At 66.8% G+C, this 26,474-nt stretch carries 20 protein-coding genes and 1 pseudogene; 10 read left to right on the top strand and 11 right to left on the bottom strand.

The genetic code is table 11. The features are described from left to right. Positions 1-3: 3 nt before the first annotated feature. Positions 4-477: a hypothetical protein gene (locus tag BM430_RS04665; RefSeq protein WP_093565866.1), complete on the top strand. Its 474-nt coding sequence runs from the start codon at positions 4-6 to the stop codon at positions 475-477. 507 nt (positions 478-984) lie between these two features. Here BM430_RS04665 and BM430_RS33815 read toward each other — a convergent pair. After that, on the bottom strand, positions 985-2,295 hold the full coding sequence (locus tag BM430_RS33815) for a glycoside hydrolase family 99 protein (protein ID WP_143131963.1): 1,311 nt from the start codon (positions 2,293-2,295) through the stop codon (positions 985-987). Positions 2,296-2,359: 64 nt separating this feature from the next. Next, the gene (locus BM430_RS33810; protein ID WP_143131962.1) at positions 2,360-3,577 is read right to left on the bottom strand and encodes a hypothetical protein; all 1,218 of its coding nucleotides are present in this window, start codon (positions 3,575-3,577) and stop codon (positions 2,360-2,362) included. An 855-nt stretch (positions 3,578-4,432) separates the two neighbouring features. Between BM430_RS33810 and BM430_RS04660 the strand changes: the two genes are divergently transcribed. The 3 genes from BM430_RS04660 to BM430_RS04650 are packed head-to-tail and all read left to right on the top strand — an operon-like array spanning position 4,433 to position 9,131. Next, complete coding sequence (locus BM430_RS04660) at positions 4,433-6,040, top strand: ABC transporter substrate-binding protein (RefSeq protein WP_093565864.1); 1,608 nt, start codon at positions 4,433-4,435, stop codon at positions 6,038-6,040. Positions 6,041-6,071: 31 nt separating this feature from the next. Further along, positions 6,072-7,481, top strand: a complete 1,410-nt coding sequence (locus BM430_RS04655; RefSeq protein ID WP_093565861.1) for an amidase — start codon at positions 6,072-6,074, stop codon at positions 7,479-7,481. 24 nt (positions 7,482-7,505) lie between these two features. After that, complete coding sequence (locus BM430_RS04650; RefSeq protein ID WP_093565859.1) at positions 7,506-9,131, top strand: amidase; 1,626 nt, start codon at positions 7,506-7,508, stop codon at positions 9,129-9,131. Between the two features lie 180 nt (positions 9,132-9,311). Here the strand turns inward: BM430_RS04650 and BM430_RS04645 are convergent, their stop codons facing one another. The 3 genes from BM430_RS04645 to BM430_RS04635 are packed head-to-tail and all read right to left on the bottom strand — an operon-like array spanning position 9,312 to position 12,446. Beyond that, a complete protein-coding gene (locus BM430_RS04645; protein ID WP_143131961.1) occupies positions 9,312-9,773 on the bottom strand; it encodes a TadE/TadG family type IV pilus assembly protein in 462 nt (153 codons plus the stop codon). Further along, positions 9,770-10,312, bottom strand: coding sequence for a TadE/TadG family type IV pilus assembly protein (locus BM430_RS04640; RefSeq protein ID WP_093565856.1), 543 nt, complete (start codon positions 10,310-10,312; stop codon positions 9,770-9,772). Before BM430_RS04640 ends, BM430_RS04645 begins: the two co-directional genes overlap by 4 nt. 10 nt (positions 10,313-10,322) lie before the next feature. Continuing rightward, positions 10,323-12,446, bottom strand: coding sequence for a pilus assembly protein TadG-related protein (locus tag BM430_RS04635; protein ID WP_093565855.1), 2,124 nt, complete (start codon positions 12,444-12,446; stop codon positions 10,323-10,325). A 434-nt stretch (positions 12,447-12,880) separates the two neighbouring features. On the opposite strand from BM430_RS04635, the pseudogene BM430_RS04630 reads away from it, so the two are divergent. Continuing rightward, a pseudogene (locus tag BM430_RS04630) lies at positions 12,881-13,165 on the top strand (ABC transporter ATP-binding protein); the annotation flags it as partial. 473 nt (positions 13,166-13,638) lie between these two features. On the opposite strand, the gene BM430_RS04625 reads toward BM430_RS04630, so the two are convergent. Both BM430_RS04625 and BM430_RS04620 read right to left on the bottom strand, forming a co-directional pair. After that, on the bottom strand, positions 13,639-14,859 hold the full coding sequence (locus BM430_RS04625; protein ID WP_093565853.1) for an ABC transporter substrate-binding protein: 1,221 nt from the start codon (positions 14,857-14,859) through the stop codon (positions 13,639-13,641). 274 nt (positions 14,860-15,133) lie between these two features. Continuing rightward, entirely contained in the window at positions 15,134-16,408 is a 1,275-nt protein-coding gene (locus tag BM430_RS04620; protein WP_093566009.1) for a hydroxymethylglutaryl-CoA reductase, degradative, read from the bottom strand. Positions 16,409-16,647: 239 nt separating this feature from the next. On the opposite strand from BM430_RS04620, the gene BM430_RS04615 reads away from it, so the two are divergent. The 3 genes from BM430_RS04615 to BM430_RS04605 all read left to right on the top strand — a co-directional run bounded on the left by BM430_RS04615 (position 16,648) and on the right by BM430_RS04605 (position 18,852). Beyond that, positions 16,648-18,036 carry an aminotransferase-like domain-containing protein gene (locus BM430_RS04615; protein ID WP_093565851.1) on the top strand — a complete coding sequence of 463 codons (1,389 nt, stop codon included), beginning with the start codon at positions 16,648-16,650 and terminating at the stop codon, positions 18,034-18,036. Positions 18,037-18,214: 178 nt separating this feature from the next. Continuing rightward, entirely contained in the window at positions 18,215-18,511 is a 297-nt protein-coding gene (locus BM430_RS04610) for a type II toxin-antitoxin system RelE/ParE family toxin (protein WP_244539319.1), read from the top strand. A gap of 2 nt (positions 18,512-18,513) precedes the next feature. Continuing rightward, positions 18,514-18,852 (top strand): helix-turn-helix domain-containing protein, encoded by a 339-nt coding sequence (locus BM430_RS04605; protein WP_093565850.1) that lies wholly within the window; start codon positions 18,514-18,516, stop codon positions 18,850-18,852. A gap of 220 nt (positions 18,853-19,072) precedes the next feature. On the opposite strand, the gene BM430_RS04600 is transcribed toward BM430_RS04605, so the two are convergent. The 4 genes from BM430_RS04600 to BM430_RS04585 form a co-directional block, all read right to left on the bottom strand. Continuing rightward, on the bottom strand, positions 19,073-20,290 hold the full coding sequence (locus tag BM430_RS04600) for a CaiB/BaiF CoA transferase family protein (protein WP_093565847.1): 1,218 nt from the start codon (positions 20,288-20,290) through the stop codon (positions 19,073-19,075). A gap of 151 nt (positions 20,291-20,441) precedes the next feature. After that, entirely contained in the window at positions 20,442-21,818 is a 1,377-nt protein-coding gene (locus BM430_RS04595) for an MFS transporter (protein WP_093565846.1), read from the bottom strand. A gap of 70 nt (positions 21,819-21,888) precedes the next feature. Continuing rightward, complete coding sequence (locus BM430_RS04590; protein ID WP_093565845.1) at positions 21,889-22,809, bottom strand: hydroxymethylglutaryl-CoA lyase; 921 nt, start codon at positions 22,807-22,809, stop codon at positions 21,889-21,891. Between the two features lie 271 nt (positions 22,810-23,080). Beyond that, positions 23,081-24,322: a CaiB/BaiF CoA transferase family protein gene (locus BM430_RS04585; RefSeq protein ID WP_093565843.1), complete on the bottom strand. Its 1,242-nt coding sequence runs from the start codon at positions 24,320-24,322 to the stop codon at positions 23,081-23,083. An 80-nt stretch (positions 24,323-24,402) separates the two neighbouring features. On the opposite strand from BM430_RS04585, the gene BM430_RS04580 reads away from it, so the two are divergent. Together BM430_RS04580 and BM430_RS04575 are read left to right on the top strand one after the other, a co-directional pair. Beyond that, the gene (locus BM430_RS04580; protein ID WP_093565841.1) at positions 24,403-25,185 is read left to right on the top strand and encodes a GntR family transcriptional regulator; all 783 of its coding nucleotides are present in this window, start codon (positions 24,403-24,405) and stop codon (positions 25,183-25,185) included. Between the two features lie 399 nt (positions 25,186-25,584). After that, positions 25,585-26,469 (top strand): isocitrate lyase/PEP mutase family protein, encoded by an 885-nt coding sequence (locus tag BM430_RS04575; protein ID WP_093565839.1) that lies wholly within the window; start codon positions 25,585-25,587, stop codon positions 26,467-26,469. Positions 26,470-26,474 lie beyond the last annotated feature (5 nt).

Genomic DNA, 26,474 nt, shown 5'->3' with positions numbered 1-26,474 from the left:
CAGGTGACGATCTACGCGAAGATGGTGTCGGTTGGTCTGACGATCGGTCTGGGCGGTTGCCTCGGCCTCGGTCAGCATGCGGCGCCGCTGAGTGTCGCGCCGGCCGCCGTCGCTTATGAAGACACCTTCGATCCTGAACCGGATCCGATCCCTCAGGCGACCACCGCCAAGCAACGATTCGTCGAACCGTCGCGCGTGCTCGCCGGCACCGGTATCGCCACGCCAAGGCCGGAGGCGACCCGCACACCTCGTCAGAAACTCGCGGCGATCGCGCCGGAGGGCTCCGCTCATATCGCCGTTCCCGCCGCCCTGCCCATGGCGCTCCCGACAGCTCTCGCCGAGGGACCGAGCGTCCTGGCCAGAGTCGCGGCGGTCCAGGCCATCCACCAGCGGAACACGGAGCAGGCGCGCCAACGCGACCAGCAGAACGAAAAGCGCGTCCGGCGCATCACGAGCTCGATCTGCTCCGGTTGCTAGAGCGTTCTGCGACGGAGTGGATACCGGTTCGTCGAAGACGATACAGCAAAGTCATAGACCGGAGAGCTTCGCGATTGCACCGCATCCGTGAAGAGTTCCAACGACTTGGCTTTGTCGAACGGTGCGACTGCATCGCCGCCCATCACGATCCATGCTCGCCCTTCTAGTCACGCACCATCCGCACGGAACGCTCGCGCTCCTCAACGGGAAACCACGTCGCTCGCTTCGTCATGGCTCCATCGTATCGGAAGGCAGAGCCTCCGGTAAACCCGGCGCGGTCCAACCCGCCCGAGCCGATCCGTCACGCCAAGTCGCCCCGAGACCCGGCGGGGACGGGTCACGGCGGCGTTCGCTGTCTTAAGGACATCCGTAGCGTCGCCACTCGCTACGACAGGCCTCCCCGCAACCTCGCCTCCGCTCCTGCCTAGTCCGATCACATCCCATTTTCGTACTGTGTCGAATCTAATACAGATCGTTTAAGGCAACGGTTAGACGCAGCAAAGAGCATCACTCTCTAAAATACTGCCGAATCGCGTCGTTTCTTTGTTGTTTCTTCAGCACGATTGCCGCGGCTCCAGCGAGCTTCAGATATGCGAACGGATCGCGGTTACAATTTTTTGTATCATCTTGAACAAATTTTCCAGCCATCGTTTCAGAATAGTCTTCCGAGACGGCTGGTATCAAAGCGGTTCCTTCGTCCATTTCATCGAACATTGCCGTATAAATCATTTTTATTCTTTCGAATGAAAGTAGCCCTTTTAGCTGATTCGAGTAAAATAAACCGCAATTTCTCTTTATCAAGTTAAATAACGTTGGGTTGTTTGATGTATTAGCAAATGAGTACCCTGGAAAAACAACTGGAAGATAATCCTTTCCTTGTGAATATACGTAATTGATATCTGCTTTGACGATCTCGAGATGCCTGTTGAAAGAGACGACATCTCTGTATCGCCCGACAGACCATGGACTTATGACATCAAGGGCGTTGTAGACGTCCCGCCATGCGGCGTCTTCCTTTGAGTCTCCGGTTAACAGGCGCCATCCCGTTGGTGTACCACCTATAATAGTTACACCTACTCCAAGAGCACGAAGCTTGCGCATTAGTTCAAGCACTTCTTCCGGATTCCCGGGCCTACTTTTGAATCCCAGACCCCAGATAGAAATAACAGGACGACCTTTATGCATCATATAACTGCTACTACCCACTATACCACTTTCAACTAAGTTTTTCCAATCATTATAAATTGTATCGGCCCAAGTTTTTGCATTTGCACTCGAAATATCATACATTACATACCAGCTTTTTCGAAATTTTTCCGTTGATTGTTTCATCAGCTGCATGACTCTATTGTATTTTTTTCGCCCGGATTCATTTTCAAGCGCTACAACAAATCTTTGAAGCGCAATGCCCTCAATATTATATTTTGCGATCCATGAAATGTGACGATCTACTGTCTTCTTATTTTGCGAGGAAAACAGTTCCAGTGTCTTCCCCGAAGGAAGTTTTATTTTTGTTTTACACTTCTCATCTTCGTCGTAATCATGCATGTCCGGCAACAAATCTACTGTAACTGATTGAATATCTGGCTGATTTGCGCGGAACCAGTGGCTCCAACCTGCTCCTAATTCATCTGATGGGCATTGAAACCATCCTTGATATCCGACAATATGACTATTCAAAAGTCCCCGCTCGCTGGAAAGTACGGGCGACATCCCAAAGACGAAAAAAATAACTATGGCATTCTTCAATAAACTCAGAATATTGTATGCAGATAATTTTTTATAACACAGCTTGTCACGGATAATACAAGTCAGCATGTTTATCATCTCCCGTAATTGTATGGTAAGCTGCCCAAAAATATTATATGGGCATTTTATTTTACTATAAATCTTTGAGCTCCATACGAATTTCGTCCAGACGTTCGGCGAAACTTACTCCCTGCCTGCGTAGTTTTTGCCTTATGAAACTCGCTTTCGAAGAGTTTATTATCTTATTTGACTCAATATACAAATGCTCTAAATATTCAGGATTATCTCGCAAGATACCTTGAATGATACTCTGATCATTTGCGATATTTACCCATGGCTCAGAAGCGTTCAGCATTGTACTTTCGGTGAGCGTCGATTCAAACTCTGCGTGCCATCTGTTGACGATTTCTCGCCCTATGGAACTTCCAAGATTAATAAAAAATATTCCGATATTAATATCCCAAGGAGCTTTTCCTGATCCAGGGGCTGCTATAAGAGCTTCGTGCTTATGCGCATCGAGATAGCCCCAAAGATCGAAAGTGTAATCGTAGATATACGCATCCGCATCGATATACAAAACCCATCCGTAATATCCCTGCTCAATCATATTTTTGAGCATTGGAATACGGTTGAATGTAGCATGCCAAGGGTGATATCCAACGTGCAGCCCTAAAAAACATTCGTAACTGGCGCCGACTAGACTGGCGTAATGTTGATTGACGCGCAACGTCTCCATGATCATTGGGAAATAATTAACCGGGTCACTGGTTTGGACTATGCGACATTTATGTCCGTGAGCCAATCTAAAAAACCCCGAAGCCAATTCTTGATCATTATTCCTCGTAAAAATGCGCGCTAAATCGGCCATCATTCCTTTATGCGTATTGTCTTCAGTGCTGTACAATCGAATGAGTTCGATTGCTGCCAGCCGTGATCGATGGTTTTTTGTTATAGATATCAACGCATCAATAACCTCAGTGCTGTTAGGTGTAATTTTATGCACGCATAGATACGATTCAATCGCCGTATCAACATCTCCATTTTTTATTGCCGCTCGACCAATCGTGATGTGACACCACAAAGGAATTTTATCGCAAAACATATCCTCGAGGAACTCTTTTGCCCTCGTTGAATTTCCGGTTTCGATTAAAGATATAATATATTGCTTCAGAAAGGCAGGCTCGTGACTCTCATCTACATAATGTGGATGTTCGATAAATGATTTGATACTGATTGTTATCGCTTCTCTCGTCCGGTTCTCGATGCGCAAATTTCTAATATTCTTTAAAATATTTTTGCAGTATTCATCTTGTGAATTTTCTGTACTCTTCGGCAGATGCGATTCGGGCATTTTCTCGTTCCGCTATAACCTCCTGCAGATATTAGATTCGCCATTAAAACCAGTAAACCCCATTTACTATCGGACTTCCCTAAAATCATTGGAGCGTGCTGCGACTTGGCCAACCTCCAGCTGAGTGGTCCTGGCGCCCCCCAACGTTTCGATCCCGCCTACGTGATAGCCGCATAATCCTTATGAGTTGGCACTGAGATAATCAAGGGATGATCGGAAAGCTCCAGCGAGAACTTGGCAAACATATCAGATATTTGTATAAAAAACTGACTAATTATGTCGATGCCGGCTCATCGTAAAATACGTCATGGACAAGATCCAAAGCAGAGACGCGACTTCTGCGCGACTGTGGATTACCATATCTACCTAACGAGCAATGGTTGACGATCACGGCCATCGGGGAGGAGAGAGGTCGATGAGGCCATGACCGTCATGCTCAAGAACGTCGATCCTGGGTGGTACAGGCGTTGCCGCGCAGCCCACACCGTGGGTGAGTGAGCACGCGCTCGGCAGAATCGGCCGCTGCCGCTGGCTCGCGCGACTACCGCGCCTACGCGGCAACTGTAGTCTACGCGGTCGCCTTCCTGGTCCCCGCCGCCATGGTTCTCGTCAGGCAGTTCGCACGCCCCTCATGGAGTGGGCTCCAAGAGCTTGCAATGCGCCCCCCTTCTCGGCGGGCGCACGCCGGGTAACGACACGAGGGCGCACGCCCGGAGTCTATTCCGCCCCCGCATCCCGCCTGGCACGTAGGTTGCTCTGACCACCTCCCAAGAGACGACAAGCCGGCGGGCCCGCCCTGCCGGACGGAGGACACGTCCAGGCGGGACTCATCGTGGCGCCGGGCAAGGACACGGGATGCACAAGCGCGAATTTCTCAAGCTCGGCGCCGCCGCCGGCCTGTCGCTGGGCTTTGGCGCAGAGGCCCGCGCCCAGTCGCGGCCCGGGGTGCTGCGGGTCGCGATGACGGCGGGCGACATCCCGCTCACCACCGGCCAGCCGAGCCAGGGCGCCGAAGGCGTGCGCTTCATGGGCATCACGCTCTATGACGGCCTGACCCGCTGGGACCTCTCCCGCAGCGACCGCGCCGCCACCATCGTGCCGGGACTCGCCGAGAGCTGGACGGTCGATCCGCAGGACAAGCGGGTCTGGACCTTCAGGCTGCGCCCCGGTGTGCGCTTCCATGACGGATCGGCCTTCACTGCCGACGCGGTGGTGTGGAACCTCGACAAGCTGCTCGACCGGTCGTCGCCGCAATTCGACCTGCCGCAGGCGACGCAGGGCAGCCTCTATACCGGCGGCATCGCGCGCTGGCGCAAGATCGACGACGCGACCGTCGAGATCACCACCAAGGTGATCGACGCGGTCCTGCCCTACTCGCTGGCGAGCGTCTTCATGTCGAGCCCGGCGCGCTGGGAGGAGATGGGCCGGGACTGGAACAAGGTGGCCCAGAAACCTTCCGGCACCGGGCCGTGGCGGCTCGACAGCGTGCGGGCGCGGGAGCGGGCCGAGCTCGTGCGCAACCCCGACCACTGGGACAGGACGCGGATCCCGAAATCCGAGCGCCTGGTGCTGATCCCGATGCCGGACGTCAATGCGCGGGTCGCCGCGCTCCTGTCGGGCCAGGTCGACTTCGTCGAGGCGCCGCCGCCGGACGCGATCCCGCGCCTGCGCCAGTCGAAGATGCACATCGTCACCAACGTCTACCCGCATATCTGGCCCTACATGCTCAGCTTCGAGGAGGGCTCGCCCTTCCTCGACGTGCGGGTGCGTCGTGCGGCCAACATGGCGATCGACCGCGAGGGGCTGGTGAGCCTGCTCGGCGGGCTCGCGGCCCCGGCCAAAGGCATGATCGATCCGGGCCATCCCTGGTTCGGCAAGCCGAGCCTCGACCTGAGCTACGACCCCGACCGTGCCCGGGCGCTGCTCGCCGAGGCGGGGTTCAGCCGGGACAAGCCGGTCAAGGCCCGGATCATCATCTCGCCGGCCGGCTCCGGGCAGATGCAGCCGCTGCCGATGAACGAGTTCATCAAGGAAAACCTGCAGGACGTCGGCATCGCGGTCGAGTTCGAGGTGATGGACTGGGAGACCCTGCGCACCCGCCGCCGCCTCGGCGCCGCCGCGCCCGAGAACAAGGGGCGCCACGGCATCAACAACTCCTTCGCCTACTGGGACCCGGATATCGGCCTGATCGGCCCGGCGAGCCGGTTCATGAAGGATTCGGGCTTCAACTGGGGCAACTACTACAACCCGAAGGCGGAAGAACTGGCAAGGGCCGCCAAGCAGGAATTCGATCCGGCGGCGCAGAACGCGCTCCTGGGGCAACTCCACGAGGTGGTGGTGGAGGATGCGATGTGGATCTTCGTCGTCCACGACCTCAACCCACGGGCGCTCGCGCCGAACGTGAAGGGCTTCGTCCAGGCGCAGAGCTGGCTGCAGGACCTCACCCCGGTGGTGGTCGCGTGACCGCCCTCCCCTCCTCCCGGCAGGCCATTTCATGACCGACCACCCCCTCTGGAGCCTGACCGTCGCCGAGGCCTCGCGGCGCATCGCGGCCGGCGCGCTCTTGCCCGTCGACCTCGTCGAGGCCTTCCTCGACCGGATCGCCGCGGTCGATGCCCGCATGCCGAGCTACGTCCACGTCGATGCCGAGGGCGCCCGCGCGGCGGCCCAGGTCGCCGCCGCGGAGCTGGCGGCCGGGCGACGACGCGGGCCGCTGCACGGCCTGCCCTTCGCGGTGAAGGACAATTACGACGTCGCCGGCCTGCCGACGGTGGCGAATTCCCGCCTGCGCCTCGGCCACGTCGCGACCCGCGACGCCGGCCCGGTGGCGCGGCTGAAGGCGGCCGGCGCGATCTGCCTCGGCAAGCTCTCGACCTGGGAATACGGCACCGGCAACGGCGGCGAGTACGGCGACACGGTCTTTCCCACCACCCGCAACCCCTGGGACCTCGCGCGCTTCGCCGGCGGCTCCTCGATCGGGGCGGGGGCGGCGGTGGCGGCCGGGACGGCGCTGTTCGCGCTGGGCTCGGACACGACCGGCTCGGTACGCCTGCCGGCCGCCGCCTGCGGGGTCGTCGGCGTGAAGGCGACGCCGGGGCGGGTCAGCCGCCACGGCCTCCTGCCGAATTGCTGGTCGCTCGACATCCCGGGCCCCTTCACCTGGACGGTGGAGGATGCGGCCCTCGTGCTCGCCGCCATCGCCGGCCACGACCCGGCCGACCCGGTGACCGAGGAGGTGCCGGTGCCGGATTATCCCCGGTTGCTGGGCGGCGGCGTGAAGGGGCTTCGCATCGCCGCCGTGACCGATCCGGGCCCCGGCTTCCCGCCCCCCGACGCCGCGATGGCCGCGGCCCTTCACGCCGGCCTCGACGTGCTGCGGGGCTTGGGCGCGACGATCGTCGAGACCCGGCTGCCGGTGCCGGCGGAGGAGTGCTTCCGGCTCTCGCGCTTCATCGGCCCGCCGGAATCGGCCTCGATCCACGAGGCGGAGTATCGCTCGGATGCCGCCCTCATGGGCACGGCCCTGCGCGACAAGATGCATGGCGGCACGCTGCAGCGGGCGGCCGACTACATCGCCGCCCAGCGCCAGCGCCGGGTGGTGGCCGACGGGATCGACGGGCTCCTCTCCGGCTTCGACGCGCTCGTGACCTTCGGCACCTTCCGGGTCGCGCCGCGGCTCGACCGGCAGGACGAGATGGTCGCCTTCACGGTCGAGACCGCGATGACGCCCTTCAACCTGTCGGGTCACCCGGCCCTCGTCCAGTGCACCGGCTTCACGCCCGAAGGGCTGCCCCTGTCCTGGCAGGTGGTCGGCCACCGGTTCGACGAGGCGACGATCCTGCGGGTCGCCGCCGCCTACGAGGCGGCCACGCCATGGCGCAAGGAGAGGGCCCAAGTCCGATGAGAGAGTCCCGATGAGAGAGTCCCGATGAGCGAGCTCCACACCCTCTCCGTCGCCGAGGCCGGCCGGCTGATCGGATCCCGCAAAGTGTCCCCGGTCGAGCTCGTCGAGGCGATGCTCGCCCGGATCGCAGCCGTCGACGATCGCCTCAACAGCTACCTCCTGGTGCTGGCCGAGCGGGCGCTCAGCACGGCGCGGACAGCCGAGGCCGAGATCATGGCCGGCGGCTGGCGCGGGCCGCTGCACGGCATCCCGTTCGGCATCAAGGACAATTACCACGTCGCCGGGCTGCCCACGACCGGCGGCTCGCGCCTGATGCAGGACAGCCCGCCCCAGCCTGAGACCGCGACCATCGTGGCGCGGCTCGAGCGGGCCGGCGCGATCCTGATGGGCAAGCTCAACACCTGGGAGTACGGCACCGGCGACGGGCAGGTCTATCACGACCTGCCCTACCCGGTGGCGCGCAACCCCTGGGACCTCGCCCGCTTCACCGGCGGCTCCTCGACCGGGGCGGGGGCGGCGGTCGCCGGCGGCACCGCGCTCTTCGCGCTCGGCTCCGACACCGGCGGGTCGATCCGCCTGCCGGCCGCCGCCTGCGGGTTGCAGGGGCTCAAACCCACCTTCGGGCGCAACAGCCGCGCCGCCTGCCTGCCTAATTGCTGGTCGCTGGATCATACCGGCGCCCTGACCTGGACCGTGGAGGACCAGGCGATCGTGCTCGGCGCCACCGCCGGGTTCGACCCCCGCGATCCGTCGAGCGCGACCGCCCCCGTCCCCGACTACCGCAGAGGCCTGCACGAGGGCGTGCGCGGCCTGGTGATCGGGATCGTGCGCGACCTCGACGGGGTCGATCCGGCGATCCGGGCGGGAATCGAGGATGCGGGAAAGCGGCTCGCGGAAGCGGGCGCGATCCTGCGCGAAGTGTCGCTGCCGGCGCCGCTTTCGACCTACCAGGCGGTCGCCTGGACCATCAACTGGGCCGAGTCGTTCTCGATCCACGAGCAGGATTTCCTCGCCCGGCGCGGGCAGATGGGCCGGGCGTTGAGGACCAAGATGGGGGCCGGCTTCTGCGTCCGGGCGGTCGATTACCTGGCGGCGCTGCGCGAGCGGCGGCGGCTCGCGCTCGCCACCGACGCGCTGGTGCGCTCGGTCGATGCCCTGCTCATCCCCGGCGCCTTCCACGTCGCCCCGAGCCTGCGCGAGCCGGACACCGTGCCGGCCTTCACCCGCGACACCGCCTGCGCGGCGTTCAACCTCAGCGGCCACCCGGCCCTGTCGCTCTGCACCGGCTTCGACGCCGGCGGCCTGCCGCTCAACGCCCAGATCGTCGGCCGCACCTTCGACGAGGCGACGGTGCTGCGGGTGGCGCAGGCCTACGAGGCGGCCACGCCCTGGCGCGCCCGCAAACCCGACCCTGCCCCGCACGCTCCGGAGCCGATCATGCCCGACACGACCCCACCATCCGTCTCGCCGGAGCACCTCGCCGAGGCGGAGCGTTACGCGACCCGCTACGGCCTCGACGGTCTCGCGCCCGCGGAGGTGGCGGAGCTCGCCCTCCTCCTCGACAAGACGGCGGCGGCCGGCCTCGCGATCCCGCGCCAATCCTCCAAGGAGGACGAGCCGGCCCACGTCTTCCGGGTGCCCCTGCGGTGAGCGAGCCCTGCTGCCTCACCGCCGCCGCGACCTCGCGCGCCATCGCCACGGACGGCTGACCAGCGAGGCCCTGGTCCGCTCCTGCGTGGAGCGGATCGAGGCCCGCGATCCCGCCGCGAAGGCCTGGCTGCAACCCTCGCCCCCTGCGCCGCGCTCAACGGCGCGCGGGAGGCGCGTTCCTCAGCTCTGGTTCGGGAAGCTCCCGGACGCGGACAACGACACGCTCACCCAGAACATCGAGAACGGGTAGGACACCGTCACCGCGGTGACGCTGGCGGTCCCGCGCTTCATCGCGCGGTCGATCGTCACCCGCGGCGGCACGAGGTCCGGGAGGCCGCGGATAGCCGCGACCTGGATGACGTAGCAGACGCCGCGATCGGCGCTGCCGCAATCGCCGTCGTCGCCCGTGCAGATCGGGGCGCCGATCGCGATGCAGCGCGCCACCTCGCCGGTGACCTGCTCCAGGAGGTTCTGGCGCCAGAAGCCAAGGGCCAAGGCGGTGGCACCCGACAGGACGGCCGCGATGACCGGCAGCACCAGCGCGAACTCCACCGCGAAGCTGCCGGACCGGCCTCGCGCGAACCGGCGCCAGGCCCCGGGCGACCGGCCCGCCGCGGCGACGCAGGACGACGGCAATCTCACTGAATCCTCGCGGTGACGGTGTCGGCGATCGCCGCGAACCGCGTGAACGCTCCGCTGGTCCGGATGAGGGGCTGATAGGGCAGCGAGACCGTGATGGTGACGAACTTGCCGGACGTCGCGGAATCGCCGCACGCGGTGCTGGACGAGCCGGTCGCGGTCCAGCGGGGCGGGCTGCCCGAGACGCAGTAGAAGGTCTCGATGGAGGAGCCGTCCGCGGCGTTGTTGATCAGCACGGTGACCTCGGCGGTCGAGAACCCGTCGGCGCTCCCCCGCACGATCGCCGCGACGTCGGCGGCGAAGGCGGCGAGACCGGCCTTTCCGAGCCCCGCGCCGGCCGAGATGGCGTAGTTCGCCGCGGCGGCGTTGGCGTTCACGACCCGCAGCATCTGCCGGAAGGCCAGGCAGGCGTCGAAGAGGCTCAGCAGCAGGGCGAGCAGGATCGGCGTCAGCAGCGCGAACTCGACCGCCGCGACGCCGCGGCGATCCAGCAGGAGGCGACGCAGGCCGAGGCGCGAGACGGGCGAGGGAGCCGGATGCATGCGCTAAGCCTCACTGGATGAGCGCGGGAGCGGAGCTGGTGACGGCGGCGGTGAGGCCGAAGCAGGGTCGGGCGGTGACCCGCACCTGCTCGCGAATGGACACGAGGCCGGCTATCGCGCCGAGGCACCGGCCCGAGGGCGGCTGGACCGTCACCCCGCCATACAGGTCGACGTATCCGTGGGGGACGTAGACGGTGCCGGCCATCGTCAGCGTGCCGGGCTCGCCGCGGATCGACACGCTGCCGCTCGCACCGGCCGGGTCCCACGCGTCCAGGATCGAGAACGAGCCGATCAGCAGGTCCTTGAACCCGCGGCTCGGCCGCGTGCCGCCCGGAGCGATCAGCCTGGACTTGCCCGGATCGGTGAGCACCATGAAGACGCTGCCGCCCCGCAGACCGAACGTGACGCCGTCGGCGACGAAGGCGGTGCCGCCCATGATCCGGAGATCGCCGCCGAGCAGCGCCACCAGGCCGGCCCCCGCTTCCGGAGAACCGCCGGCACCGAACGTCGCCTGCCCGCCGTTGAAGTCGAGGAAGCCGTTGCCGTACAGGGTGACGTCGCCGACGCCGAGACTCGTGATCGCGTTGGTTCCGGCCCAGATCCCGGCGGCGTCGAAGGCGAACGGACCGGCGCCGAGCCGGAGCGTGCCCAGGTTCGAGATCGCGCTGTGATCGAACCTGAAGGGGCCGTTGCCGAAGGTGATCGTTCCGGAATTGCTGATCGGGCAGAGATAGAAGGTGAACGGCCCGCTGCCGAAGCCGATCGTCCCCGAGGCGGCGTTGGAGAGCCCGCCCAGGGACAGCCACGCCCCGTCGCCGATCGCGATCGTCCCGCCACGGTTCTCGATCCCGAGGTTGAAGGCGTGGTCGCCGGCGCCGACCGTGAGCGTGCCCGAGCCGTTGACGAGGCGGCTCGTGCTCTGGATGGGCCCGTCGCCGAGGGTCAGCGACCCGCCCTGGATGTTCCGAACCTCGCCCTGGAGGATGTAGCGGGCGGCGCCGAGGACCAGGGACCCGGACCCGTTGCTGAGCGCCCCCATGACCATGAAGGTCACCCCCGGGACGGTCTCGAACGAGGCCGTCGCAGCGCGGTCCAGCGCGATGTCGCCCATGACCACGTAGCAGCCCGGCGCGAACAGGAGCCGCGTCGCCCCGGAGAGCGTGAGGCCGCCATTGACGATGGTCGGCGCCGCGCAGGCCTCGTCCGGGCTGCCGCTTCCGGGGAAGGTCACGAGGCCGTTGGCGATGGTCAGGGCGCCGTACACCGCGGTCGATACGAGCGTCGCCGTCCCGGCGATCGACAGCGGCAGGGCGGGCGGGGCCGGCGGCAGGACGCGCGGGGCCACCGGCTGCGCCCGCCCGTGAGGCCAGCCCCTGGCGGCCAGGGCCGACAGCGTGCCCTTGAGGGCGGTCACCGAGGCATTCGTCGCGAGGCTGTCGGTGACGCTGCCCGAGAAGGTGTAGCGCGCGTAGGGCGGGGACGAGCTGGCGCCCGCGCAGAGCTGCTCGACGACTTTGAGGCGCCGGTAGCCCATCGTCACGCCGGTCACGTCCAGGACCGGGAAGCCCGGATAGACGCCACAGACCTCCATGTAGGTCTTGGCACCGACGTAGCAGCCGGATCCGGTGAGCACGGCCTGATCGCTGAGGCGCACGGACCCCCAGACGGCCGCCACGCAGGCCGGGCGGCCGCCCGGCGTGCTGCCGTCGTTCACCCCCACCCAGGACCCGGCATCGACGCGCTTCGAACCGTTGGACGAGAACGATCGCCCGCTGAAGAGGCTGATGTCGCGCGACACGGTCGTGCGCAGGGACATGCTGCCGTCCCGGCTGGGCGAGGGCTCCACCGTGAACACGATCTCGGTCGCGCGCACGCCGTTCAGCGCTGCGACGTTGCGGCCGGTCGCGGTCGCCGCGTCGGTGAGCGCACCGTTCACGATCGCGCCCGGCGTGGCGATCGCCGCCAAGCCGGCGAGATCCGCTGTCCGCTGCAATCGGACGCGCACGAGGTAGAGATGCGACAACTCGACGACGACGAGACCCACCACGCCGACCACCAGCAAGATCACGGCCCCGACCACCGACATGCTGCCCGACCGGTCGCCGACAAAACCAAGTTTGCGCAGGTCATGCATAAAGAATATATTCCGCAGATCAGTATAAATAACTCTGTCGATCTATGTAGCCAACTTATGAACAAAATATTTAATATATCCTGAAATATCAAGTCAACTAAAAACGGAATGCGCTATATCGACAGTCAAACAGAAGTTGTGAACGTGCTTGCCGCAGAGAATTAAGATGGGACTAAAGTCCTCAATACGGCATGACATTGGCCGATCAAGTGGACACCGGCCTCCCACAAAAAAATACATCGAAATCACTGACTTGGAGCCGAAGGCCAGGAACGCTGCCGATTGCGGCGTGATCGGGCAGCGACCGAGAAGACCGTCGCTCTCGTCATCACCCGGAGTGTCGTCGACCGCACGAATGGCGGGGATCCATTCTGACAGGCCGGCGCTGTCAATCCTCCTGCACGGCCCCTGCGTGAGCATCCCCTCCACCCGGGTCGGGCGGCAACGTGCAACGCGCGGTGCTCGCCCGCGAGCTGACCGACCCGGTCGATCTCCCGATCGTGGTCAATCCGTGCTTCGGCCTCGACTTCGCGGCGGTGTCGGACATCCGCTCGCGCATCGTGGCGGCGCCGCGGGACTGCTGATCAGCGAGGATCTCGACGAGATCCTCGAACCGTCCGACCGCATCCTGGTGATGTCGGAGGGCCGCCTCGTCTACGAGACCCCGGCAGGAGGCCGAGACCGCGGTGATCGGCCGGCACATGGCCGGGCATCACTGATACGAGTTCCGAACGATCAGTTCGGAAATCGTATCGTCAGCCCGCGCGGCGCATGAGCGAGGCCGATTTCCGCATCGCGACAGCGATTGCGCAGCAATCGCCGAGCGATCAATCGGAAATCGTATGAGACGCTGTCAGATTGATCCCGAAACCTGCTTGCTCAAGAGCCGGCCTGACCGGTCAATACATTCTGTCCCAGCCACGACCTCATCCTGAGGCGTCAGCCGATTGTCAATCATCTAACTTCGAAGGAGGCCTCCAGATCCTGCTAAGATCGCTGGAGGCCACCTTCGAGGCTCCCTTCGGTCGCACCTCAGGATGAGGTTCAGGGTGGGATAAAAGAGTGTCTCGCAGTACGACCTGCGCGCGTCGGATAAACTTCCGACTCGCGACCAACCATCATCCTCATTCTTTAAAAGGTCGCGGGGCAAGCGTCTGTCAGACTTCCTCTCGCCACCCGCGGGCGGCGAGGGTCACGGCGCCTTGACCAGCGGGCAGCGCCCCTCGGCCAGCGGCCGGAACGCCTCGGCGGCGGGGATCGTCTGCACGCGCTTGTAGTAGTCGAACGGACCCTTCGACTCGGCCGGGGTCTTCACCTGGAACAGGTACATCGGGTGGATGTGGCGGCCGTCCTCGCGCACCCGGCCCTCGCCGAAGAGCGGGTCGTTCGTCGGCTGCGCCTTCATCTTGGCGACGACAATGCGCCCGTCGGTGCTGTCGGCGGCGGCCGCGGCGCGCAGATAGGCGAGCGCGCCGGCATAGACGCCGGCCTGGTTGGCGGTCGGCCGGCGGCCCTTCATCGCTTGGGCGAAGCGGTCGGCGAAGGCGCGGGTGCCGTCGTCGGTGTCCCAATAGAACCCTTCCGTCAGGTAGAGCCCCTGCGCGTCCTTGAGGCCGATCGCGTGCACGTCGGAGAGCTGCATCAGCAGCGCCGCGAGATCCTGGCCGCCGCCGGTGATGCCGAACTCGGCCGCCTGCTTGACCGAGTTGACCGTGTCGCCGACGGCGTTGGCGAGCGCGATCACCTGGGCGCGGCTCGCCTGCGCCTGGAGCAGGAACGAGGAAAAGTCCGCCGCCGCGGTCGGATGGCGCACGCCGCCGACCACGGTGCCGCCCTCCTGCTTGACCACGCGCGCGGCATCCGCCTCGAGCGCGTGGCCGAAGGCGTAGTCGGCGGTGAGGAAGAACCACTTGGTCTTGCCGGCGCGCACCAGGGCGAGCGCGGTGCCGTGGGCGAGCGCCCAGGTGTCGTAGGTCCAATGCACGGTGTTGGCGGAGCATTTCGGGCCGGTCAGGTCCGAGGTGCCGGGGCCCGAGGCGATGAAGGCGGCCTTCGAATCGCGCACCACCTCCTGCACGGCGAGCGCCACCGAGGAGAACGGGACGTCGAGGATAGCGTCGACCTGACCTTCCGCGATCCAGCGGCGAGCGGTGGCCGAGCCGATATCGGGCTTGTTCTGATGGTCGGACTGGATCACCTCGACCCTGATCTTCGGCTGTTCCTTGCGAAAATCCTCGACCGCGAGGCGGGCGGCGACCACCGAGCCCTCGCCGGTGGAATCGGCAGCGAAGCCGCTGAGATCGGTGAGCACCCCGAGCTTCACCACGCTCACCTCGGCGCGGGCGGCGCCGGCGGCGAGGAGGAAGGCGGCGCCGGCGAGCAGGCGGGCGGCGAGGCGTGTGATCTTGGGCATGGTTGTCCTCCCGTTTTTGTCATTATCGACAGCAAGCGTGATAGTCGTCCGGATCTTGTCGTAGGACTGAGCAGCTCTGCTCTTCCCGCCCGCGACCTCATCCTGAGGTGTCAATCGATCGACGATCGACTGACCTCGAAGGAGGGCTCCAGGGATCGCACTGACGTCTGGAGGCCTCCTTCGAGGCTTGCTGACGCTCGCACCTCAGGATGAGGTCGCGGATGGGATGGCGAATGGGACGGAACGAGGCGGAGGGCCGCGGCCCGCCCACCCCTCACCCCCGCCGGATCCCGGCGAGCACCTCCTGGGCCACGTCGAGGCGCACGCGGTGCCCCTCGACCAGGACGCGGGCCACCGCCTCGATCTCGTCGCCGACCGCGCCGGCCATCATGGCGATGTTCTGGGCGTGCAGCGCCATGTGACCCTTCTGGATGCCGGTGGTGGCGAGCGCCTTGAGGGCCGAGAAGTTCTGGGCGAGCCCGACCGCCGCGATGATCCGCGCCAGGCGCTCGGCGGTCGTCGCGCCGAGGATCTTGAGGCAGGCCTGGGCGGTCGGGTGGAGCTTCGTCGCCCCGCCGACGAGGCCGACCGCCAGCGGCAATTCGATCGAAGCGCTGAGGTCGCCCGACGCCGTGACCTCGTAGCGGGTGAGGCTGGTGTAGCGGCCCGAGCGCGCGGCGTAGGCGTGGGCGCCGGCCTCGATCGCCCGCGTGTCGTTGCCGGTGGCGAGCACCACCGCGTCGATCCCGTTCATGATGCCCTTGTTGTGGGTCGCGGCGCGGTAGGGATCGGCCTCGGCGAGGTGATAGGCGCTGACGATGCCGTCGCGCACCTCCGGGCCGCCGATCGCGTCGGTGCGCCAGACGGCATGGGCGCGGGCGAGCCGCCGGTCGGCGAGGTTCGACAGGATGCGCAGGTAGACCCGACCCCCGCTCCAGCCGGCGATATGGGGGGCGACGGCCTCCGCCATGGTGTTGACGGCGTTCGCCCCCATCGCGTCCCGGGTGTCGACGATCAGGTGCGTCACCACCATCGGGCCGCCCAACGTGTCGAGCACCCGCACCTCGACGTCGCGCAAGCCGCCGCCGAGGCGCACCAGCACCGGATCGCAGGCGTCGCAGAGCGTACGCAGCGCCTCGCGCTGCTCCAGGATGCGCAGGCGCGCCGCGTAGGGGTCGCTGACGCCGACGACCTGCACCTGCGCGATCATCAGGTTGCCGGAGACCGAGGTGGTGAAGCCGTCCTCGTAGACCTGGCGCGCGGCATTGCAGACCGCCGCCACCACCGAGGATTCCTCGGTCGCCATCGGGATCAGCACGTCCTCGCCGTCGATCCGCATGTTGGTGGCGATGCCGACCGGGACATTCATCGTGCCGACGACGTTCTCGATCAGCCGGTCGGCGAGGTCGGGGCTGAGGTTGCCGAACTCGGCGAGATGCGCGACCTCGGTCTCCGATAGGTCGGCGAAGGCGGCGACGAGGTCGAGGCGCTCGCGCGGGGTCTTCTTGTGGAAGCCGGCGATGCGCGAGGTGCGGTTGGCACCAGTCATGTTCGTCATGGGGTATCTCGTCGATCAGCGCCGCGATCGGGCGGTCCGTCCGCGCCGGACGAGGGCGAGCGCGAGACCGTCGGCCCTTCGCGCGACGGCCCGTCGAGGCCGTGGCCGGGACGTCGCTCTCCCTCGTCCAGGCCTGTTAGAACCTACCCGTTGCAGTCACCGTACCCATCCGTCTCCTGTCGGCAAGGAACGCTTTGCACCTTATCCGGAGTGACCGTACCCTTCACAGCATGGATACGATCGCGGCACACGAGCCCCGGACCCGGGTCGAGCAGGTCGTCGCCGGGCTGACCGAGCGGATCGAAAACGGGCTCCTGCGCCCGGGCGAGCGCCTGCCCTCGATCCGGGCGGCGGCCACGGCCTTCGCGGTGTCGAAGAACACGGCCGTCCACGCCTACGAGCGCCTCGTCGCCTCGGGGCGGGTCGAGAGCCGGCCGGGCTCGGGCTTCTACGTCTCGGGCCGCCGCCCGGCGCCGATCGCGGCGCCGGCCCCGGCCCCGCTCCGGGCGGTCGACAGCGTCTGGCTGCTGCGCGAGCAGCTGGACCGGCACTACGACGTGCGCGTCGGCGACGGGCGCCCGCCGCCGGCCTGGATGGACAGCGCGGAGGTCGGCCGCTCCCTGCGGCCCTCCCTCGCCGCGGCGAGCGAGAGCTACGGCAGCCCCGACGGCTACCTGCCGCTGCGCCGGAGTCTGGCGCTGCGTCTGGCCGAACGCGCGATCCACGCCGAGCCGGAGGACGTGCTGCTGACGGCGGGCGCCAACCACGCCCTCGACCTGATCATCCGCCAGTTCGTGGCACCCGGCGACCCGGTGCTGGTCGATTCGCCGGGCTACTACCCGCTCTTCGGCAAGCTGCGGCTCGCCAAGGCCCGGATCGTCGGGGTGCGGCGCAACCCGGACGGGCCGGACGTCGCCCACCTGGAGGCGATGGCGCGGGGGAGCGGCGCGCGGCTGTTCTTCACCCACTCGCTCGCCCACAACCCGACCGGGTGCTCGCTCACCCTGCCGGTCGCCCACCGGCTGCTCCAGCGCGCCGGCGCCCTCGACCTGCGGATCGTCGAGAGCGACCCCTTCGCCGACGTGCTGCCGGCGGCGCAGGCCCGGCTCGCCGCCCTCGACCAGCTCGACCGGGTGATCTACGTCGGCACCTTCGCCAAGACCCTCTCGGCCAGCCTGCGCTGCGGCTACGTCGCGGCGCGGCGCGACGTCCGGGAATCTCTTCGCGACCTCAAGATGGTGACGAGCGTCAACAGCTCGGGCTTCGTCGAGCGGGTCGTCCACGAGCTGATCGAGAGCGGCCGCTACCGCCGCCACCTGCGCCGCCTCGGCGGCCGGATCGAGGCGGCGATTCTCCAGGGCCGGGCGGTCCTGCACGGCCTCGGGCTTCCGGTCTTCGGCGAGCCTCGGGGCGGCTACTACCTCTGGTGCGGCCTGCCGGACGCTTGCGATCTCGACGCCCTGTCGCGCCGGGCGGCGGCGCGCAGCATCCTGATCGCGCCGGGCGGCCTGTTCCTGCCGGACGGCGCGGCCGGCCCGCCGATGATGCGGGTCAACGTCGCGCATCTCGGCGATCCGCGCTTCGCGCGGTTCATGCGGGAGGAGATGGGGGGTTCGTAGGTGCGGCTGGGCGCACGCTCGACTCGCGCTGCGGCGGCATAGCCGGCGCTGTCGAACGCTCGGTTGACGTTCATGAGTAAACACTCATAATTCATCGCATGAATCGCTCTGCTCCGCGCGAACGACCACTGCTCTGGATCAAATCCAGCTACAAGGACTTCCGCGCGTTCCAGCGGACGTGCAGGGCGAGTTTGGCTTCGCGCTGTATCTCGCGCAAACCGGTCACCACCCTTTGTCCGCCAAGCCCCTGAAGGGAATGGGGAGCGGCATCGTTGAGCTTGTCGAGAATTTCGACGGCGACACATACCGCACCGTCTATACGGTTCGCTTCGAAACTGCGGTCTACGTCCTGCACGCCTTCATGAAAAAATCGAAGCAGGGCACCAAGACGCCCCAGACCGATATAGATCTGATCAAACGGCGTCTGCGGGATGCTGAAGCCGATTATGCCACCAGCAAGCAGCAGGAGATATGATCATGACCACCGAAAGCGGCGACATCCATCGGAGCGGTAATAATATCTTTGCCGATCTAGATTTTCCTGATCCAGAAACCCATCTACTCAAGGCTCGTATCGTCGCAGAACTTTACCGGCTGTTCACGCAGCGCGGCATTACCCAGACCAAGGCCGGGGAGGTGATGGGCATCTCCCAGCCGGAGGTGTCGCGCCTGTTCAAAGGCCGGTTCCGGGAATACTCCGTCGAGCGACTAATGAGCTTCCTGACCGCATTCGACCAGGATGTGGAGATCATCGTGCGTCCGCATTCCAAAGCAGGCGAAGCCGGCACAATCACCTTCACGCCGGCGACGGCATGATCTGCATCTCCCTTTTCGGGCCCGGAACGGCCCTGCACGACTGGAACGAAGTGGAAGGAGATCCGGGATCCAGGAGAGACGTGCCGCGAAGCGACTCTGTCCGTTGCAACGGCGCAGACAAGCACACGCTTCGCGACATTTTGTGCTGGATCCCGGATCTCCTTCCGCTGACGCTTCAGTCGTCCGGGAAAGGGGAGAGGGATCGTCTAACCCCACCCGCTCACGCCACCGTCTCCCGCACCACGCCCCGGGCGATCAGGTCGTCGATCTCCGCCGGTGCGTAGCCGTGCGCGGCCAGGATCGCGCGGCTGTGCTCGCCCAGGAGTGGCGCCGGCCCGTGCACGCGCCCGGGCGTACCCGAGAACTTCACCGGGGTGCCGAGCGTCCGGATGCGGCCGGCCCGACCGTGCTCGACCTCGACCACCATGTCGCGGGCGAGCGTCTGCGGATCGGCGTGCATCTGCGCCACGTCGAGGACGGGGCCGGCGGGCACGCCGCCAGCCTCGAGCCGGACCAGCCACTCGGCCGAGGTCGCCCGGCGAAAATACCCGGTGAGCGCGGCGCCGAGCGCGGCGCGGTGCTCCATCCGGCCGCGATTCTGCGAGAAGCGCGGGTCGTCGGCCAGGGCCTCGGCGCCGAGAACGCCGAGGAGCCGCAGCCAGTTGGTCTGGTTGGCCGCCCCGACGGTGATCCAGCCGTCCGCGGTCTCAAACGCCTCGTAGGGCGCGTTGAGCGGGTGGGCCGAGCCCATCGGGCCCGGCGCGACCCCGGTCGCCAGCGCGATGGCCGATTGCCAGTAGGTCTGGACGATGCCGGCCTCGAACAGCGAGGTGTCGACCCGCTGCCCCTCGCCGGTGCGCAGGCGGTGGGTATAGGCCGCGAGCACGCCCATCGCCGCCAGGATGCCGGCGGTGATGTCGGTGACGGGGGCGCCGCTCTTCACCGGCGGACGGCCCGGACCCTCGCCGGTGATGCTCATCAGCCCGCTCATCCCCTGCGCCACGAGGTCGAACCCGGCGCGGTCGGCGTAGGGCCCGGTGCGGCCGAAGCCGGAGAGCGAGCAGTAGATCAGCCCCGGATGCTCGGCCCGCAACGCCTCGTAGCCGAAGCCGAGCTTCTCCATCGTGCCGGCGCGGTAATTCTCGATCAGCACGTCGGCTCCCGCGAGGAGCCGGCGCAGCACCGCCCGGCCCTCGGGCGCCTTGAGGTCGAGAGCGAGCCCGCTCTTGCCGCGGTTCATCATCATGTAGGCGGCGCTCTCGCCGGCGATCGCGGGCGGCACCATGCGGCGGGTGTCGTCGCCGCCCTCGCTCTTCTCGACCTTGATCACCTCGGCGCCCATGTCGCCGAGCATCATCCCGCAGACCGGGCCCGCCATGATGTGGGCGAGCTCGACGACCTTCAGTCCGGCGAGGGGACCCGAGCGCGTCTGCGTCATGGCTCTCACTCCGCGGCCGCCCGCGCTCCCGGTCGACAAAACCGCCTTCTGCCGGGCGGCCTCTTGACCTCGAGACGGTATCGCACCGCCGGCTTCCCTGGCAATCGGCCGCCGACGGGCGCGGTGGATCCCCCGCGCCCGGGGCGGAGCGTCAGCGCTCGGCCGGCGCGGGAGCGAGGTCGGAGCCCGGCCCGTCCCCGGCCGGGCGCAGCTCCTCCAAACTGCGGTTGCGGGTCTCGATGCCGAACAGGCCGACGCAGACCGCTTGCAGCAGCAGCGCCCCCACCAGCATCACCAGGACCGGCACGACCCCGCCGGAGGCGTAGAGCCAGACGACGACTTGCGGGATGAAGATGCCGGCGACCCGCCCCGCGGTGCTCGCCACGCCGGTGCCGCGCAGGCGGTATTCAGTCGGAAACAGCTCCGGGATGTAGGCCGCGATGCCGAGCGCCACCATCAGGTAGATGCAGGTGAACAGCCCGAAGCCGACGGCGGTCGCGATCTCGATCGAGGGCGCCAGGGTGTAGGCGACGCCGAGCAGAGCCGCGACGAGCGAGGTGACGGTCAGGCCGTTGCGCCGGCCGAGGCGCTCGGCGATCACCGCACCGAGGCAGGCGCCGACCGGCCCGCCGAGGGACATGAAGGTGGTGTAGCCGAGCGACGAGCCGACGCTGAGCCCCTGCTTGACCAGGAAGGTCGGCACCCAGGCGACGAAGCCGTAGATCGAGACGTTGATCATCACGTTGATGATCGTGGCGAGCAGCGTGCGGCGGATCACAGGCCGTCCGAACAGCACCTTGAGGCCGGGGTCGTTGCGGGCCACCACGGGGTCGCGGCGCGGCACCGGCAGGCTACCGCCATAGGTCGCCTCGATCCCCGTCAGCACCCGGTCGGCATCCTCGGTGCGGCCGACGGATTCGAGCCAGCGCGGGCTCTCCGGCATGCTCTTGCGGGCGTACCAGACGGCGAGCGCCCCGAGGCCGGCGATGGCGAACATCGCCCGCCAGCCGAAGGTCGGGATCACCAGGTAGCCGACCAGCGTCGCGGCGAAGAGCGCGGTGTTGGTGATGATCGACAGGTAGGCCGCCCAGCGCCCGCGCTGCGCCGGCGGGATGAACTCGCCGATCGTCGCGTAGCCGATCACGATCTCGGCCCCCAAGCCCACGCCCATGAAGAAGCGCAGGACGATGAGAGTCCACATGTCGGGGGCGAGGACGGCGGCGAGCGAGGCGAGCCCGAAGATCATCAGGTTCGCCTGGTAGGTGAACCGGCGCCCGAACCGGTCGCCGAGGATCCCGGCCGAGAAGCTGCCGATCACCATCCCGACGAAGGTCGCCGAGATGAAGGCGGCGTTGAGGTTCAGGTCCGACCAGCCGTCCTTGACGAGGGCGCCGAGGATGCCGCCCGCGAGATAGATGTCGAAGCTGTCGAAGAACATCCCGGCGCCGATCAGCCACAGGATCCGGCGGTGGAAGCCGGAGATCGGCAGGCGGTCGAGGCGGGCCCCGGCCGAATATGCTGGCACCATCGTCAAGGTTCCCTTCCCTCCCCCCGGCCGCTCTCGTCCCGGCGGCGTCGGGGGGGGTTTCGTAGAGGTGTCAGGCCGCCAGCACCGCCGGCCAGGGCGTGACGTGCGCGCCGTGGCCCGGCAGGCGCCGGCCCATCTCGCCCTCGAGCCACAGGGTCGCGTCGCGCAAGGTATCGAGCGAGATGCCGGTCGCGACGCGGTCGCGCTCCAGCATCGAGACGAGGTCTTCCGTGGCGATGTTGCCGGTGGCGCCCGGCGCGAACGGACAGCCGCCCAGCCCCCCCAGGCTCGAATCCAGCACCGTGACGCCGGAGCGGAGCGCCGCGTCGGCATTGGCGAAGCCGGTGTTGCGGGTGTTGTGGAAATGCGCCCGCATCGGCAGGCCGGGCAGGGCCTCGGCGAGCGCCGCGAAGCGCTCCTCGACGAGGCGGGGCGTCGCGACCCCGATCGTGTCGGCGAGCGAGATCTCGTCGATGCCGCTGTCGGCGAGCGCCCGGGCGGTCGCGATCACGCGGTCGAGCGGCACCTCGCCCTCGAACGGGCAGCCGAAGGCGACCGCGATCGTGACCGACCGGAACAGACCGGCCTCCTTCGCGGGCTTCGCGATCCCGGCCCAGGTCTCGATCAGCCCGCGCGCGGTCGTGCCCTGGTTGCGCGCCGCCATCGTGTCCGTGGCGGAAGCGACGAAGCTGATCTCGCGCAAGGACGCCGCGAGCGCCCGCTCGAAGCCGCGGGCGTTGAGCACGAGGCCGGAGACGCTGACCCCCGGCAGGTCGACGACGCGGGCCAGCACCGCCTCGGCATCGGCCATCTGCGGCACGCGCTTCGGGTTGACGAAGCTCGCGGCCTCGATCCGCCGCAGGCCGGCGCCGGCGAGACGGCGGATCATCTCGACCTTGGCGTCGGTGGAGAGGTGGCGGCTGTCGTTCTGCAGGCCGTCGCGGGGGCCGACCTCGACGATGTCGACGGATGTCGGGCGGTGTGCGGTCATGTCAGTCCTCCCACTTTTCACAAGGCGCTCCCTTTCCCGGACGACTGAAGCGTCAGCGGAAGGAGATCCGGGATCCAGCAACAAGAAGTCGCGAAGCGTCCGTCTGTCTGTCTGCAACGGTGCAACAGACAGAGCCGCTTCGCGGCAAGTCCTTGCGCTGGATCCCGGATCTCCTTCCACTTCGTTCCAGTCGTGCAGGCCCGTTCCGGGCCCGGAAAGGGCGGTGGCTTACGATGGCCTGACGGTTCGATCGACAAACCGTTCCCTCGGCTCACGCCGCGTCCCGCGCCGACTCCCCGATCACCCGCCCCTCGACCAGCCGCGCCAGCTCGGCCTCGCTCAAGGCCAGGAGCCCGCGAAACACCTCGGCATTGTGCTGGCCGAGCTCCGGCCCGGCACTGACCACCCGCCCCGGATTGGCCGAGAGGCGCGGCGCCACGTTCTGCATCTTCAGGTTGCCGAACAGCGGATGGGCCACGTCGACGATGGTCTTGCGCGCCTTGAAATGCGCGTCCTCCAGCATCTCGGGGGCGCGGTAGATGTCGCCGCGGGGCACGCCGGCCTCGTCGAGGATGCGGCCGAGCTCCTCGCGCTCGAAGCCGGCCGTCCAGGCGGCGATCAGGGCGTCGAGCTCGGCCTGGCGCTGGCCGCGCTCGGTGTGGGTGGCGTAGCGCGGGTCGGTGGCGAGTTCCGGCCGGCCCATCGCGGCGGCCAGCCGCCGGAAGACGCTGTCCTGGTTGGCGGCGATCAGCACGTAGACGCCGCTCTTCGTCGGATAGACGTTCGAGGGCGCGATGTTGGGCAGGATCGCGCCGGTGCGCTCGCGGATGTAGCCGGTCTTGTCGTACTCGGTGACGAGGTTCTCCATCACGGCGAGCACCGCCTCGTAGATCGCGCTGTCGACGACCTGGCCGCGCCCGGTGCGGGTGCGGGCGTGCAGCGCCATCAGCCCGCCGACGCAGGCGAAGGTGGCCGCCAGCGTGTCGCCGATCGAGATGCCGGCGCGGGACGGCGGGTGGGACGGGTCGCCCGCGACGTAGCGCATGCCCCCCATCGCCTCGCCGATCGCGCCGTAGCCGGCCTTCTGGGAATAGGGCCCGGTCTGGCCGTAGCCGGAGACGCGGATCATGATCAGCCGCGGGTTGATCGCCGACAACGCGTCGTAGCCGAGGCCCCACTTCTCCATCGTGCCGGGCCGGAAATTCTCGATCAGGATGTCGGATTGCGCGACGAGCTTCCTGATCAGGTCCTGGCCGGCCGCCTCGCGGGCATTGATCTCGATCGACTTCTTGTTGCGGGCGATGACCGGCCACCACAGCGACTGGCCGTGAGGCTTCTCGCGGCCCCATTCGCGCATCGGGTCGCCGGCGCCCGGCTGCTCGATCTTGATCACCTCGGCGCCGAAATCGGCGAGCAGCTGGCCGCAGAACGGGCCGGCGAGCAGCTGGCCCATCTCGAGGACGCGCAGGTCCGACAGGGCTGGCGCAACGGCAGGGTCTATGGTCTGGATCATCGGGCGTTCCTCTTGTTCGTCAGAGCCTAATCGGGCAAATTTGTCTGGACAAGTGGCCGATCGCAAACTCGGAGGGAATCTTGTCCGGCAGGACGGTGGGGGCGCGGGAGCGCGGCCAGGATCGCAACGCTGAGGCGGGACCGCTCAACGAGCGGATTGCGCGGGCGCTGCAGGAGGAGATCCGCACCGGCCTGCACCCGGTGGGATCGACCCTGCCGACCGAGACGGCCCTGTGCGCGCGCTTCGGCGCGAGCCGCTTCACGATCCGCGAGGCCCTGCGCAAGCTGGTCGAGAAGGGGCTGGTCGAGCGGCGCCAGGGCGCGGGCTCGACGGTCATCGCCACGACGGCCCAGCCGGGCTTCGCGCAAGTGTTCGACGACCTCGCCGACATGTTCGAATACGCCCGCGACACCCATCTCGATGTGGCGTCGCTCGGGATGATCCAGATCGACCCGGAGGTCGCTGGCTTCGTGCAGGCTCCGGCCGGGTCGTCCTGGCTCCGGGCGGAGGGCGTGCGCTGGACCGCCGAGCGCGACGCGATGATCTGCTTCGTCAGCGTCTACGTGCATGCCCGGTTCGCGCCGCTGCTGACCGACCTGCGCGAGGTCGGCGGCGCGGTCTACGGCCTCGTCGAGGCTCGCTCCGGCGAGCTGATCGCCGAGGCCTTGCAGGAGATCTCGGCCCAGCCGATGCCGCCCCCGGTCGCCCGCGCCCTCAAGCGCCCCCGCGGCGCCCCGGCGATGCGCTTCGTGCGCCGCTACTACGATGTCAGCGGCGGCATCATGCTGGCCTCGGTGAACTGGCACCCGGGCGAGCAGTGCCGGTACACGACGCGGATCCGGCGGGGCGAGTGGCGGGCGTAGCTTCGCCCTCCACGAAGACGGTGCGCAAGCACCGGATCTGGCACCCTCCGGGTCATCCCGGGGCTCGGCGAAGCCGAGAACCCGGGATCCATAACCGCTGACGTTCAGAGAACGAAGCGGACCGCGCTCCGCCTCATCCTGAACACTCGGTGGTTATGGATCCCGGGTTCCGCTTTCGCGGCCCCGGAATGACGCGGAGGGTGGTTTTTGCGGGATCCGCCAAGCCGACCCAGGCCGTGCCACGGGCAGCTCCATGCCCTAACACCGCACCGAATCGCCATTGACAGACCCGAAACACGGAGTAGCCTGTCCGGACAACTGCATTCAAGCAGAGCACGGCCACGCCGTGCGCCCCCACGACGGGGCAGCGGGCGACGATGCCCGGTCAGGGAGGAACGGATGGGTCAGGCCCGCCAGATGCGCGCGCTCCTCGCGCGCCCGGAGATGATCGTCGCGCCCGGCGCCTATGACGGCATCACCGCCAAGTTCATCGAGCAGGCGGGCTTTCCGGCGATCTACATGACCGGCGCCGGCACCGCGGCCGCCCTCGGCTACCCGGATTTCGGTCTCGTGACGATGAGCGAGATGGCGGCCAATGCCGGCACCCTCGCCCGCGCCGTCGAGATCCCGGTCATCGCCGACGCCGATACCGGCTACGGCAACGAGCTCAACGTCACCCGCACGGTGCACGAATACGAGATGCGCGGCGTCGCCGGCCTGCACATCGAGGATCAGGTCAGCCCGAAGCGCTGCGGCCACCTCGACGGCAAGGAGATCGTGCCGCGCGAGGAGTTCGTGGCGAAGATCCGCGCCGCGGTCGCAGCCCGGCGCGACCCGGACTTCGTTATCATCGCCCGCACCGATTCGCGGGCCGTGGCCGGCTTCGACGAGGCGGTGGCGCGCGCCAACCTCGCGCTCGCCGCCGGCGCCGACATGGCCTTCGTCGAGGCGACGCAGAGCCTCGACGAGATGCAGGCGGTGCCGCGCCTGGTGACGGGGCCGTGCCTGCTCAACGTGGTGCGCGGCGGCAAGACGCCCGACATCGACATGCCGGCGGCGCAGAGCATGGGCTACCGGCTCGCGATCCTGCCGAGCCTCCTGTTCGGCGCGGCCATGGAGGCCTTCGACGCGGCGCTCGCCACCTTGAAGGAGACGAACGCGCCGCCGAGCTCGGCCGGCGCGCCGGCGATCCGCGAGCGCTTCCGCCGCCTCGGCGCCGACCGTTGGGACGGCCTGCGGACGCAGTTCCGCGACGAGCCCGCCCGCGCCGCCGCGGCCGAGTAGCCACC

The sequence above is a fragment of the Methylobacterium sp. 174MFSha1.1 genome, assembly GCF_900116815.1.
GTDB lineage: Bacteria > Pseudomonadota > Alphaproteobacteria > Rhizobiales > Beijerinckiaceae > Methylobacterium.
This window is presented reverse-complemented; position numbering and strand designations above follow the sequence as displayed.

Coding starts and splice junctions, on each gene's coding strand:
- BM430_RS33815 (WP_143131963.1), bottom strand. CDS start 2,295: ATGCTGACTTGTATTATCCGTGACAAGCTGTGTTATAAAAAATTATCT.
- BM430_RS33810 (WP_143131962.1), bottom strand. CDS start 3,577: ATGCCCGAATCGCATCTGCCGAAGAGTACAGAAAATTCACAAGATGAA.
- BM430_RS04660 (WP_093565864.1), top strand. CDS start 4,433: ATGCACAAGCGCGAATTTCTCAAGCTCGGCGCCGCCGCCGGCCTGTCG.
- BM430_RS04655 (WP_093565861.1), top strand. CDS start 6,072: ATGACCGACCACCCCCTCTGGAGCCTGACCGTCGCCGAGGCCTCGCGG.
- BM430_RS04650 (WP_093565859.1), top strand. CDS start 7,506: ATGAGCGAGCTCCACACCCTCTCCGTCGCCGAGGCCGGCCGGCTGATC.
- BM430_RS04640 (WP_093565856.1), bottom strand. CDS start 10,312: ATGCATCCGGCTCCCTCGCCCGTCTCGCGCCTCGGCCTGCGTCGCCTC.
- BM430_RS04635 (WP_093565855.1), bottom strand. CDS start 12,446: ATGCATGACCTGCGCAAACTTGGTTTTGTCGGCGACCGGTCGGGCAGC.
- BM430_RS04625 (WP_093565853.1), bottom strand. CDS start 14,859: ATGCCCAAGATCACACGCCTCGCCGCCCGCCTGCTCGCCGGCGCCGCC.
- BM430_RS04620 (WP_093566009.1), bottom strand. CDS start 16,408: ATGACTGGTGCCAACCGCACCTCGCGCATCGCCGGCTTCCACAAGAAG.
- BM430_RS04615 (WP_093565851.1), top strand. CDS start 16,648: ATGGATACGATCGCGGCACACGAGCCCCGGACCCGGGTCGAGCAGGTC.
- BM430_RS04605 (WP_093565850.1), top strand. CDS start 18,514: ATGACCACCGAAAGCGGCGACATCCATCGGAGCGGTAATAATATCTTT.
- BM430_RS04600 (WP_093565847.1), bottom strand. CDS start 20,290: ATGACGCAGACGCGCTCGGGTCCCCTCGCCGGACTGAAGGTCGTCGAG.
- BM430_RS04595 (WP_093565846.1), bottom strand. CDS start 21,818: ATGGTGCCAGCATATTCGGCCGGGGCCCGCCTCGACCGCCTGCCGATC.
- BM430_RS04590 (WP_093565845.1), bottom strand. CDS start 22,809: ATGACCGCACACCGCCCGACATCCGTCGACATCGTCGAGGTCGGCCCC.
- BM430_RS04585 (WP_093565843.1), bottom strand. CDS start 24,322: ATGATCCAGACCATAGACCCTGCCGTTGCGCCAGCCCTGTCGGACCTG.
- BM430_RS04575 (WP_093565839.1), top strand. CDS start 25,585: ATGGGTCAGGCCCGCCAGATGCGCGCGCTCCTCGCGCGCCCGGAGATG.